General features: G+C 51.7%; 12 protein-coding genes and 1 riboswitch. Of the genes, 2 read left to right on the top strand and 10 right to left on the bottom strand.

The genetic code is table 11. The annotated features are described in order from the left end of the window. Positions 1 to 2: 2 nt before the first annotated feature. Together OEL90_RS08995 and gap are read right to left on the bottom strand one after the other, a co-directional pair. Positions 3 to 890 (bottom strand): foldase protein PrsA, encoded by an 888-nt coding sequence (locus OEL90_RS08995; RefSeq protein ID WP_300688077.1) that lies wholly within the window; start codon positions 888 to 890, stop codon positions 3 to 5. 254 nt (positions 891 to 1,144) lie between these two features. Further along, positions 1,145 to 2,227 carry a type I glyceraldehyde-3-phosphate dehydrogenase gene (gene gap, locus OEL90_RS08990; RefSeq protein WP_300688113.1) on the bottom strand — a complete coding sequence of 361 codons (1,083 nt, stop codon included), beginning with the start codon at positions 2,225 to 2,227 and terminating at the stop codon, positions 1,145 to 1,147. A gap of 261 nt (positions 2,228 to 2,488) precedes the next feature. Further along, positions 2,489 to 2,674: riboswitch (cobalamin riboswitch) on the top strand. 143 nt (positions 2,675 to 2,817) lie between these two features. Between gap and OEL90_RS08985 the strand changes: the two genes are divergently transcribed. Further along, the gene (locus OEL90_RS08985) at positions 2,818 to 3,336 is read left to right on the top strand and encodes an ECF transporter S component (RefSeq protein WP_300688074.1); all 519 of its coding nucleotides are present in this window, start codon (positions 2,818 to 2,820) and stop codon (positions 3,334 to 3,336) included. Next, positions 3,320 to 4,063, top strand: coding sequence for an AIR synthase related protein (locus tag OEL90_RS08980; protein ID WP_291401573.1), 744 nt, complete (start codon positions 3,320 to 3,322; stop codon positions 4,061 to 4,063). Before OEL90_RS08985 ends, OEL90_RS08980 begins: the two co-directional genes overlap by 17 nt. 145 nt (positions 4,064 to 4,208) lie before the next feature. On the opposite strand, the gene OEL90_RS08975 is transcribed toward OEL90_RS08980, so the two are convergent. The 8 genes from OEL90_RS08975 to OEL90_RS08940 form a co-directional block, all read right to left on the bottom strand. Beyond that, positions 4,209 to 5,216, bottom strand: coding sequence for an ABC transporter ATP-binding protein (locus tag OEL90_RS08975; RefSeq protein ID WP_291401571.1), 1,008 nt, complete (start codon positions 5,214 to 5,216; stop codon positions 4,209 to 4,211). A 1-nt stretch (position 5,217) separates the two neighbouring features. Next, positions 5,218 to 6,957: an ABC transporter permease gene (locus tag OEL90_RS15140; protein WP_291401569.1), complete on the bottom strand. Its 1,740-nt coding sequence runs from the start codon at positions 6,955 to 6,957 to the stop codon at positions 5,218 to 5,220. After that, positions 6,957 to 8,264: an ABC transporter substrate-binding protein gene (locus OEL90_RS08965; RefSeq protein ID WP_291401567.1), complete on the bottom strand. Its 1,308-nt coding sequence runs from the start codon at positions 8,262 to 8,264 to the stop codon at positions 6,957 to 6,959. Before OEL90_RS08965 ends, OEL90_RS15140 begins: the two co-directional genes overlap by 1 nt. Before the next feature lie 62 nt (positions 8,265 to 8,326). Next, positions 8,327 to 8,917 carry a CDP-alcohol phosphatidyltransferase family protein gene (locus OEL90_RS08960; RefSeq protein ID WP_291401565.1) on the bottom strand — a complete coding sequence of 197 codons (591 nt, stop codon included), beginning with the start codon at positions 8,915 to 8,917 and terminating at the stop codon, positions 8,327 to 8,329. Positions 8,918 to 8,929: 12 nt separating this feature from the next. Next, positions 8,930 to 9,676, bottom strand: a complete 747-nt coding sequence (locus tag OEL90_RS08955; protein ID WP_291401563.1) for a heterodisulfide reductase-related iron-sulfur binding cluster — start codon at positions 9,674 to 9,676, stop codon at positions 8,930 to 8,932. Between the two features lie 223 nt (positions 9,677 to 9,899). After that, a complete protein-coding gene (locus tag OEL90_RS08950) occupies positions 9,900 to 10,739 on the bottom strand; it encodes a sulfurtransferase (protein WP_291401561.1) in 840 nt (279 codons plus the stop codon). Further along, positions 10,726 to 11,460: a TVP38/TMEM64 family protein gene (locus OEL90_RS08945; RefSeq protein WP_330583723.1), complete on the bottom strand. Its 735-nt coding sequence runs from the start codon at positions 11,458 to 11,460 to the stop codon at positions 10,726 to 10,728. The genes OEL90_RS08950 and OEL90_RS08945 overlap by 14 nt, the downstream gene beginning before the upstream one ends. A 27-nt stretch (positions 11,461 to 11,487) precedes the next feature. Next, positions 11,488 to 12,183 (bottom strand): TVP38/TMEM64 family protein, encoded by a 696-nt coding sequence (locus tag OEL90_RS08940; protein WP_291401559.1) that lies wholly within the window; start codon positions 12,181 to 12,183, stop codon positions 11,488 to 11,490. Positions 12,184 to 12,200: the final 17 nt, after the last annotated feature.

The following is a 12,200-nucleotide window of genomic DNA, read 5'->3' as shown; positions in this document are numbered from 1 at the left end:
ATCTATAAAGTAATGTTGATGTCGTACTCTTTGTATTTCTCGTCCAGCCAAGTCGTGACCTGGGACTGAATCTTTTGGTCGAGGAGCACGTCGCGGACTTCTTCCTTCTTGCTGTCCAGCGTTGCTTCAACCGCTTCCTTCTTTTCATCCACGATCAGCAGGTGGAAGCCAAAATCCGTCTCAACCGGACCGACTACTTTGCCAATCTCAGCGCCAAAAGCCGCCTCTTCGAAGACTGGCACCATCTGACCTCTGCCGAAGAAGCCGAGCTCGCCGCCGTTGTCCTTGTTGGAAGTGTCTACAGAGTACTCTTTCGCGAGCACCGCAAAATCGTCGCCGGCGTTCAGCTTGCCGAGCACCTCGTTGGCGACTTCAACCGTCTCAACCAGAATATGTCGCGCGCTGACCTGCTCCTGCTGGTCAAAGGACGCCTTGTTGGCTGTAAAATACTCAGAAATCTCATCATCTGTGATCTCAATGGTAGGCTCAAGAATCTTCTTGATCTTGAGGTTTGTCTCAATATTGCCCCTGAGGTAGTCCATGTCAAAGCCGCTGGATGCCAGCGCGCTCTCGAGAGCCTCTTTGCCGCCGTACATTTCCTCATAGGACGCGATCTCTTCGTCGACTTCCGCCGCCTCAACCGTGACATTGTTTTTCTTTGCCTCTAGCTCAATGATCTTTTCTGAAACCAATGTATCGATTGCTTGCTGACCGCTCTGCTTGACCATGTAATCATACAGCTCGTCCTTGGTGATTTTCTCCGAACCCACTGTCGCCACTGTGTCCCCGCTGCCTGCCGTTCTGAAAGCACCCGCTCCAATGTAAACGCTGCCCGCGAGCATCGTAATAATCACTACGACGACCATGATAACTCTGAAATTGCTCTTCACTCTAAACTAGCCCCTTTCAATTTTTCTTCTGCCGATGGTTGATATCACCCATCAGACGATTTCTCTACATTTTAGAATACCATCCTTAATTGAACCTGAAAAGAAAAATAAAAAGACATTTTAGCGACAAAGGTAGAAACTGGGTGTCAGACACCCAGTTTCTTTGTAAGTATGTCAAAACTAAAACGAGAGGAAAAGGTCCCTTTGTATGCAACAACGGTACCTTCTTCCTCTCACAACATTCTGCCGCCTGGCTACGACGCTCTTGAGCTGGTGCTCGCAGCGACCGTATCCTTCAATTTTCTGTTCTCCTTTGTAATTTTGAGAACCATATGATCTACGTCATTCATATGGCAGATCAGATCGACAATTTTGTTGGAGTAGCCCCATTCGTTGTCATACCAGGAAACCAGTTTGACAAAGTGCTCGTTCAGGCTGATACCGGCGTTGGCATCAAAGACAGACACGCGGGATTCACCGAGAAAATCCGTTGAGACAACAGCGTCTTCAGTGTATCCGAGGATCCCCTTCAGTTCGTTTTCAGACGCGCTTTTCACGACTTGTTTGATTTCCTCATACGTCGCCGGCTTCTCGAGACGGCAGGTCAGGTCTACAACAGAGACGTTGACTGTAGGCACTCTGAAAGACATGCCTGTCAATTTGCCTTTCAGCTCGGGAATGACTTCGCCAACCGCTTTGGCTGCGCCTGTAGAAGATGGGATGATATTCGACGCGGCAGCTCTGCCGCCTCTCCAGTCTTTTTTGGATGGACCGTCGACTGTCTTTTGAGTTGCCGTGGTCGCGTGTACGGTCGTCATCAAACCTTCGACAATGCCGAAATGCTCATGTATGACTTTGGCGAGGGGCGCCAGGCAGTTTGTGGTGCATGAGGCATTGGACACAATGTCCATGTCCGATCTGTAATTATCTGAGTTTACACCCATGACAAACATGGGTGCATCTTTGGAAGGTGCACTGATGATGACTTTCTTGGCACCGGCCTCCAAATGTCCCTTCGCGGCTTCCTGAGTAGTGAAAGCACCAGTCGACTCCACAATGTATGCCGCACCGCAGGATTTCCACGGAATGTCTTTAGGCTCTTTGGCTGCGAAAATCTTGATTTCCTTGCCATTGACGAGAAGTTTGCCATCTTCAGAGGAGACCTCACCGTCAAACTTTCCATGGACCGAATCATACTTCAGCATGTAGGCCATGTACTCGGCGTCCACAAAGGGATCGTTGATCCCCACCACTTCGACGTTATCATATGCTGCAGACGCTCTCAGAACAAGTCTTCCAATTCGCCCGAATCCGTTGATTCCAATTTTAATCATAATAAACACTCCTTCTGCATTCGCTATGCTATTGATTTTATGATCTCTTCTATACTTCCAATTTAACAGGTGTTTCGCTTTTTGTCCAGCGGGACTTTTTGCGTCCATCAAATTGTAAATTTAAGCTGCATCAGTTGAAATGTCTGGCTTTTGAACGCACGACCATCGGCAAATTTACACTTGTTTTTAAAAAAAACAAAAACTTATCAGACTTGACGCAGGAGGATCTTTTCGCTACACTACCTATAGTCAGGGTTTCAGATAACTAAATCAACGTATTCAGGTGCCCAATACTTGGGAGAATAGGGAATCAGGTGAGAGTCCTGAGCGATCCCGTCACTGTAAATGGAGAGTGCCCTCAGCATGCCACCTCCGCTGTTAAGCGGCTTGGGAAGGCGAGGCAGCACAATGACCCTTAGCCAGGAGACCTGCCTGAAATGCTGTGCGTTCTTTGTGTTCACAGAGAACGGTAGGGATTGGATGATGGTAAAGTCCGCGGTTTAATAGCCGCGGGCTTTTTTGTTTTTGTTTCCTGTGCCCTCAAATGCCCTCTGAAGCCTTGCAAAAAAAAATTTAAATGAGGTGTAAATCGTATGCAAAACAATCTCAAAAGAACCGTCCTGCTCTCCATGTTCATTGCCCTATGCTTTATTGGCTCCGTCATCAAGATGCCAAGTCCTACCGGGACAGTGGCCTTTGATTCCATGCCAGCCTTTCTGGCAGCCTCTCTCCTCGGTCCAATCCCTGGCGCAGTCATAGGGCTTTTGGGCCATCTTATGACAGCGGCCAGCGCAGGCTTTCCACTGACGCTGCCAATCCACCTCTTGATTGGATTTCAAATGGCCGCCATTTGCTGGGTTTATGGGCTCCTGTTCAGAAAAGTCAACCGCTATCTTGCGGTTGTGATTGCAACACTCCTCAACGGCGTTGCCTCGCCTGCCATGCTGATGCTGCTGCCTGGCTTTGGCATGGGCTTTTTCGCTGCCATGGTGCTTCCTCTGACCGTTGGCAGCCTGATCAATGTCATAGTGGCCTTCATGGTTCATCTTGCTTTGGAAAAATCAAGCGCGCTAAAAAAGGCAGGGGCGATTGTCAGTGACCAAAAAATATAGGGATCTGGACCTGCATCCAATCAGCCGGGACACGTTTTTGGCAATCGCCTGCGATTCCTGCGGCGGTATTGGATTTAAGCCCCTAGATAATGTTAAAGCCCCGCCACAGGTCGTGGCGAGGCTGACAGCCAGAGTTGTCCTGATGGAAGTGCTTTCCTCCGGGGCCATCCCCGTTGCCCTTACTGCCGCCATCTGCTGCGAGCCAGACCCTGCCGGAGAAGCGCTTTTGGAAGGCATTCGGGCGTCCATGGCAGAAGCGGGTTACCCGGACCTTCCGCTGACCATCAGCACTGAAAAGAATGTCCCCACCCAGCAAACCGCCCTCGGCATGACGGCAATTGGAATGCTTCAAAACAAAACTCTTGAAGCTCGAAGATCCAGGTCCGGATGCCATGTCTTTGCCGCCGGGATTCCCAAAGTGGGCCAGGAACTGGCGGATGACGAAAGTCAGATCGCGGATTTCACCACACTAAGGCAGCTGTTGGATTCTCCGGAGGTCATCGAAATCTGGCCCGTCGGCTCGAGGGGCATCCTGTCGGAAGGCCGTGATTTGGCCGCAGCTGCAGGCGGCAAGCTGAATCTCAGCCTTGACAGTCACACGCCTATAGATCTCCATAAGTCTGCCGGCACCTGCACGACGCTTCTGTTTACCTCAGATCAGGACTCTCTGGATTTGACTCGGTTTAATGTAACCTGTTATGAGCTTGGAGTTGTGGAAGCAAGGTAGATTGGTTTAAGGCACAAAAGAGAAATCCAAAAAATTAAAGCGTGAGAACTATGATCTGCCATTGTCAATCCCGACTTGAGGCAGCGCTTCGTTCTCACGCTTTTTTCTTTGTTTAGCCATTTGGAGCACGGACTTTCAAAACCGATCACACCCACACCAGCCGAACCCAGTCATTCACAGCGACTGGTTTTTTCTGCGAGGAGATGATTTCGAAACCATCGGCAGAATTGGCACTTAACAACTCGTAACGACATTCGAGGCCGTCCCGGCTTACTCGGCCAACTCTATAAGCCCCCTCAGCGTTCTCCCCTGTTCGAATCAGAACGACTGATTCCGGCCTGTAGCAGCGTCTGAGAATGTGTATGCCTTCAGAGCGCGCTTCCCGAAGTTCTATAACAGGCAGCTCCCTAGATCCGCCCAGATTTGACAGAGCCTCCGGAAGCGGAAGGAGTCTGCCCAGCATTTGCCCGGCTTGAAGATTCACCGGATGCCTGTACAAATCTTCAGGCGTCCCGCATTGCAGCTGGCGCCCTTCACGCAGGAGCATGATTCGGTCCGAGAATGCCATGGCTTCGCTTGGATCATGGGTCACCAAAATGATGGTGACCTCAAAGTTCTCTCGAATACTGCGGATCAACTGCCCCATGCTGGTGCGCAGCGCCAGATCCAGACTCGAGAAGGGCTCGTCCAGCAGCAGTACCGAGGGCTTAACCGCAAGGCCTCGACCTATGGCGACCCGCTGCCTTTGACCGCCGGACAACGCTCCAGGATACCTGTTTTCAAGGCCTTCCAGCTCCAGCAGGCGGATCAGGCGCGCCAGATCCGCCGTGATCTCTTTTCGGGGAATCCCACGAATGTCCGCGCCATAGCACAAGTTGTCCAGAACGGTCATATGGGTGAACAGGGACGGTTCCTGAGAAATGTAGACAATGCCCCGCTGCTCAGGAGGGAGACCGGTCATGTCCCGGCCATTCAGCTCAACACCTCCGCCATCCGGCCGAACCAGCCCGGAAATCAGCTTAAGCAGCGTCGACTTCCCGGAGCCGGAGGGCCCCAGGACCGCAACCAGTTCTGGACACAAGCACTCAAAGGTAATGTCCTCCAGGACCTTTTTATTCTCATAGGTTTTTGAAAGCGCCTTCAGTCGCAGCATCCTAGTAATTTTCCTTTCTGTAGTCGGAGCGGTTGATCCAGGACTTCGAAACGGCATGGGCCGTCAGAAAAAGGCTGCCGTTGATTAAAACAAAGATTAGGGTATACAGGCTCCCCCTGAACAGATCACCATATTCCAGCGCGGGGATCAGCAATGCACCCAGGGTAGTGATTCGGCCGCCGCTGGTCATCTGAGTGGAGAAGGTTTCCGTGAGTGACATTAAAAAAGCCAGGGAAAAGCTGAGAATGAGCGGCGGCAGTGTAGAGGGCAGCAGCACTCTGACAAGATAGTCCAGGGGACGACCGCCCAGCGTTCTCGCCGCCTCTTCCTGAGCGTGGCCAGACTGGCTTTGATACTGGAACTGAAGCCCCACAGCATAGGGGACGACTATGGCAATATGACAGATTACCACGGAAAGCCAGGAGCCGTAATAGCCCAGCCGGATGCTGGCCATCTGTGCCCCCGTGATCAGAACGACACCGGGAAACAGCAGCGGCAAAGCCAGGATCACCATGGCAGCGGATCGCCCCTTCACAGCCTGCTTCTTAGAGAGGGCCCTCCCCGCGCTAAAGCCCGCGAGGCTCGCCAGCACCCCAGTGAGACCCGAGATCATCAGACTCTGCTTCAAAGCCCTCTGAAGCATGGGGTCAGTCACAACGCTCCAAGTGCGCGCTGCTGCGCCTGAAAAATCCGGCACCACTTGCGGGAATCTCAGAGAGGGAGATAGGCCGTAGAGGAGGAACCAGACTACGGGCAGCAAAATCACTAAAGCATAAAGCCAGGCGGTCACCAACCTTGACCGTTCTCCGGACCGTGGGGTCACGCCAAGTTTTCGGGTCAGCGGTGCCAGCCAGTGCTTATAACCCAGTCCTCGTTTGAAGGCCTGATGGAGCAGCGCGACAAAAATCAAAGTCAAAACAAGGCACAGAACCGCCAGGGTAATCACCAGCGCCATGCGCTCCGGCAGTCTGTGCAGGTCCGGGTGAAGGAGCAGCGCGTAGTACCTGGCAGGCAGCAGCTCGGGCGTCAATGCCCCAAGCCAGACCGGGACCTCAAAGCTGCCAAAAATGAAGGCGAACATAACACCCCCCGCCAAAGCAATAAGACCGGCCGCGGAAGGCAGATACAGGCTGTGCCACAGCGTCAGACCGCCGGCGCCAAGGGTTCTGGCCTCGAGCTCAAAGGTGTTGCGGATTTTGTCGTAGTAAGGTTTTAGGATCAGCGCCACGAAGGCGCTGCCTTTCCATAGATACGGAAACCAAAGTCCAAGACCAAAGGGTGTGTAGAGAAAGACCGGAAACTCAGAGGGCGTTTCGATCCAGTGCCACTGGGCTGCTACTCTGGCCAGAAATCCGGATTGCCCCATCAGTGACTGGGTCGCCAGCGCCACGACGCCGTAAGGCAAAATCACCGTTACTGCGAGGCACAGGCTGATCAGTACTTTCATGGCCAGGCGACTGCTTCCCGAGAGCGTCCAGGCTAGAAAGGCGCCCATAAGGACAATCAAAAATGCTGCGGCGGCACTGAATCCGGCAGTGTAGACCACGTCCCGCCAGAAATCCGGGCGCTGCCACAATGAAGTGAAATAACCCAGCGTCATTGCCCTCATGTCCAGGATTGGCACATAACCCAGAGCGAGCTTCAGAACCTCAGCCAGTCCAAAAACCAGACACAGCGTAGTGGGAATCATGGCCGGGATCAGCTGTGCCCAAAAGCGCCACGTTGCCCGGCGCCCTTCCACTATTTAGCTCCGGCACGGTTGCTCGCGCCAGCTATTTCCGACCAGAGCATTTCAATCCAGTCAATGTAAACGGCCTTCAGCTCCGGCAAACGCCGCTCCGCCAGCGCCTCAAGGGGCATAGGGAACACCTCGGCTTCAATGGCCTTCAATGCTGCTTGTTCTTCTTCAGAAAGTGCCGCTGCATCAAAGGCAGGCATGTCCCCCCACACCGCCGGTTTGAACTTTTCAAGCTGAAGTTCCGGACTCTGCAGCGCGTTGATGGTCAGCAGCGCCGCGGCCTTCTGAGGGGCGTTGAAAGGCACTGCCAGGTAGTGCGCGTTGCCGATGGTCCCGGTATCAAACACATAAGCCTCCGCTGTCTCCGGATACGCGCCGGCCGCCACTTGACCCGCTGTCTTGCCCAGCTCAAAGCCAATTGTGAAGTCGACTTCATTGTTCTTAAAGAGCTCATCCAGCTGCGCCTGGCTGGACGGGTAGACTGTCCCCTCACGCCACAGGTAGGGTTTAAGTTCATTGAAGTAGTCAAACACCGGCTGCGCTTTTTCTTTGAAGGCCTCTTCGGTCAGGTCAGCGCTCCAGTCACTCTCCCCTGTCAATTCATACAGGGCGCTTCTGACAAAGGCGCTGCCTGCGAAATCTTCCATAGGGTTAGGATAGGTAAAGCGCCCCGGATTGGCTTTGGCCCATTCCAGCAATGCCTTATAGGATTTTGGCGGCGCCTCGACTCTGGCTGTGTCAGTGGTCAAGACGAGCTGCGCTCTGCCCCAGATAGCTTCCATGCCTTCAATAGGGATCCCGGAGTCTGAGTTCAGGTCGCCGGCGGACGTCTCATAATACTTCGTCTGATTCTCAAGGAGTTGATCATAAGGGCCCCAGAGCAGGCCGCCCTCCTTGGCAGTCCTGAAGTTCTCCGCGTTGATCCAGAGAAGATCCGCGGAGCCCTCTGCCACACCGGCAGTTTTTTCATTGAGCAGCAGACTCAGATAGTCCGGCGGATTCATAGGGACCCGGTTCAAAGTTATGTTGTAAGTCTCTTTTAGATAGCTTGAGACTGTCGTATCCATGTAAGTATTTACGAGTTCATTGCCGCCCCACATCAAGATAGTGACGGTCTGGTCGCGGCCGGCTTCTTCCACCTCAGACCAGCTGGCAAAGACTGCAGCAGTCTGATCCGCCTCTTCTGCGGCTGGTGTGGCTTGACCGCAGCCCACTAGGGCGCCAGCAGCAAGGACTCCGGCGAGAATGAGGCTCAAAAGCCTTTTGTGTGTGTTTCCTATTTCTGTCATAGGTCTGTTCAGTGGGCGCATGGTAGTTCTCCTTTACATTCACATAATTTATGTCTCAATAAGAGCCGAGCAGCCTCAACATCCTAAGGCTGTCTCAGCGCGTCAAACACCTGAAAAAATCTTCGTATTCCAGTCAGAACAATCAATCCCGTCAAGGCCCACAGAATCCACAAGCTATAGTCCGGAAGCAGGATGGCAGCGGTGAAAAAGACAAAGGTCTCCGTTCGCTCAATCAGCCCCGGATCATAATGCATACTCTTTTTGCCGGCATTCGTCATTAACGCGCCGGCGGCCAAAAACGTCGAGAAGTTGAAAATGACGCTGATCAGGAACAAGATAACCACAATGGCAAGCTCAGGCTCATGAATCACCATGCCAAGCAGTACCAGCGCTTCCACCATGCGGTCCAGAATCAGGTCCAGAAGTGCCCCGGAGGCGCTCTGGGATTTGGTCAGTCTGGCGAGTTCACCGTCAGCGACATCCAGAAGCCCGGACAGCCACAATGCCAGCCCCCCCCACCAGGGATGACCCATGGCCAAAAGTCCGGCTGAGGCGCAGCCCACAACAAAAGCCGCCATGGTCACGACATTGGGGGTCAGACCCGCGCGGTGAAAAAGCCCTGCAAGAAGCCGCACAGGCGGATCTATGGTTTTTCGTCCGTAGGTGTCCAGCATTGACTCATCCTCCTATTTCCAAAGCTTTGGCCGGAACCGGTTCAAAGCTTTCTTTAGCCCTGCCGATGGTTTTTCTTCCAGCCCCATGACCTCGGACAGGACATGTCCTGTCATCCTGACGCCGTTTTTGCTTAGATGCCCATAACAGCTGGCACAGTAAGCTTTCATTTCCGGTGCCGTCTTTTGGATGGTCTTAAGCGCCTCTTTCGCCATGACCGGCTGCTTCATACCCAGACCACAGCATGGCAGGCCTTTTGAACTGACAATTTCAGATCCAAGGAGGGCCTCAATGGAACCTGCAATCTTCCCGGTACCACGATCCGGACATGGGGTAAACACTCTGATTGGCACTGAGGTCTGCGGCAGCTTATAGCCTTCCCGCTTCAAGAAATCATAGATATCCGTCACAGGAATACTGAGATGCTTGCCGAAGACTTGATGGCAATTCGGGCAGGCCACAATCATTTCCGGGATCTGATGACGTCTGATTTCCATTTCAATTCGGCTGAGAATGGCTGCCGCGCCAGTTTGGTCGCCTTTTAAACTCAAAGGCTTTCCACAGCAATCAAACATCCAGCCACAGTCAAAAGCTCTCAAAGCATTGACCGTCATCAAAGATGTTTCCGGCAGAAAATTCACAAGGTTGCATCCAGGGAAAAATACCGGGCGACCTTTTTTTATCTCCGATGCTCGCCACGGAAACACCCTTTTTTCAAGTCCAGAGATCTTTGTAGCCCAGTTTGCAGATTGACTATACATAGCTCTTTCCTTTCAGTCACAAAACCGAACAGCAATCGATCGGGATTATGGATAAAAAGGGCTGTGACTCGCTTCCGAGTTCAGCCCTGAGGTGACACTATTTTTCCATTGGCATGGACGAATCTCCGCCCCACTCATAGATGGACGCTTCGTAGTTTCTAACGTTCTCAAAGCCCACGGCTCTGAGGATCATGGATGTGTATCCAGATCTGATGCCCATAGTTCAGTAGAGGGTGAAGTCGTCCTCAGGTGAGACGCCGGCGTCTGCCATGATTTTGGTGATTTCTTCCGGAGACTTAGGCGTGCCGTTCTCATTAAGCAGGTCCAACCAGAGAAGATTTGTGGCTCCAGTAATATGGCCGCCTCTTGGTTCTCCGGCATTTTGAGAACCACCATATTCCTTAGGGGTTCTGACGTCGATCAGAACTTGTTTTCCTAGATTTTCAAAGACATAGTCTTTTGTTGCGCCAAAGCTCTCGTCGTAGTCTTTTAGAACTACGCCCGTTGTTGGAACAGGTTCAGAGACCTCCGCAGTCACTTCATAGCCAAGCTCTTTCCAGTAGCTGAGTCCACCCACCAACAGCTTGACATTGTCCATGCCGGCCATTTGAAGCTGCCAGACGGCGCGACCATCGGCACCAGGACCTTTGAAGACGTCGGAATAAAAGACAACCGTTTTTTCGTTGTTAATGCCCATAGCGTTCAGTTTTTCAGTCAGGGCGTCCTTGTCGAGAATGGTGCCCCAGCCTGGTTCACCGGGTTTACCCACAGTGTTGGAAAAAGAATGAAGCCCAGCGCTGATCGCGCCTGGAATGTGCTCTTTGCCGTAAACGTCGGGCTTGTTAGCGTCGACGAGTACCAAGTCCTCACTGCCCAACATGGCTTTGAGATCCTGAGGTGTGATCAGGAAGTCGTTATTCTTGTAGACGGACAGGTCAAACCCAGCCTGTTCTGGTTCTTCAGAACTTTGCGGGGCCGCAGACGGCGCGCAGCCCGACAGCGCAGCCGCCAGTGCCAAGACTAACATAAGCAGTACTGACAGTTTTTTCTTATGTACGTTCAATGATGTTTTCCTCCTTCTTTTTTTTGGGATTTTTCGCTTTATCATTCCATACTTTTTTAAGCAGAAAGACCAGAGTACTGACTGCGAACAGAATCAGAAGACCCATGACAAACGTTCTGGCAGTGCCTGTGAGCATACTTCCAATGTAAGAATATATGATCGTCGCTGGCAACTGACCAATCCCTGTCGCAATAAAGAACGGCCAAAATCTCATTGAGGTTAGACCGGCTGCGTAACTGACTATATCAAAAGAGATAAAGGGCAGAAGTCGAGCGATAAGGATCGCGTATTTGCCATAGTTCTTGAAGAAGTCGTCAATCATCTGGACTGCCGACTTGGACGACAGTTTTTCGACAAAATCGCGGCCAAGATACTTCGCCAGGAAGAAACACAGTGCCGCGCCGGCCATGGCGCTGGACCAGGATAGAATAGCTCCTTTCACCCAACCAAAGAGCGCAGCATTCGCAAAGGTAATGATAAACGCTGGAAGGGGCGCAAACAAGGACTGAAGCATCATGAGAAGGAACGAGACGACAGGCGCCCAGACCCCAAACCCTAATATGTATTGTCTGGCAAGATCGACATCAACGTTCTGAAGGATGAAGATCGCCTGGTTGACATTCACTTTGACAGCGGGTACCAAGAGGTAAATGGCCACAACCAGCAGCACTGCTGAGATTTTTCCGAGATTGCTCTTAAAGAACGCTTTAATTTTAATCACTCCATTTCATAGTTTAAGCAAACTTTATTAAAGTTTGGCAGTACTGCCTTTATCAATTTCCCGTTTTAGAATTATTGACTGTAAATCGTCGAAAGAGTACTTTCTTTTCAGTAGAATGGATGCTGCAATCATTGCGACCAGCAACCCTGACGCAATCAGGAACTCAGGGGATTTGACGTCCAAAGCCTTATCTCCTAAATTGGTAAAAATCAGGACACCGGGAATAATGCCAATCAAAGTCGACCAAAAGTAATCCATAAATTTGATTTTGGTCAAACCCGCCCCATAGCTGACGACATTAAAGGGGATGATTGGAATCAGCCTGAGAATGAGGATCATCAGAAATCCGCCCCGCTGAATGTGCTCGTCAAAGCGTTTCATCCTTCCATGCAGCCTTTTTTCCACAGCTTCCCGCCCTAAATGTCTTGAGACATAAAAGGCCACACTGGCGCCTATAACAGCGCCAATAAGGGTGTAGACGGCACCATAATACAAACCAAAGGCCATCCCACCTGCAATGGCAATAATTGATCCTGAGGGTATTACAGAAAACATGATCATGTAGATAACAGGACCCCAGATGCCAAATGACGCTATATAGTCCTTTATGCCCTCTGCACCCATGTGATGAAGCATTCCGGAGGACATAAAAAAACGGCAAGTCAGGAGCATCACCGTCAGCATTAAGGCTGCAATCAATTTTTTCTTGCTTATGTACTTCATACGCTGCCCACCTTAAG

The sequence above is a fragment of the Acidaminobacter sp. genome (assembly GCF_030247605.1).
In the GTDB taxonomy this organism is placed as follows: Bacteria; Bacillota; Clostridia; order Peptostreptococcales; family Acidaminobacteraceae; genus Acidaminobacter.
The sequence above is the reverse complement of the archived record's forward strand: the minus strand, read 5'-3'. Positions and strand labels throughout refer to the sequence as shown.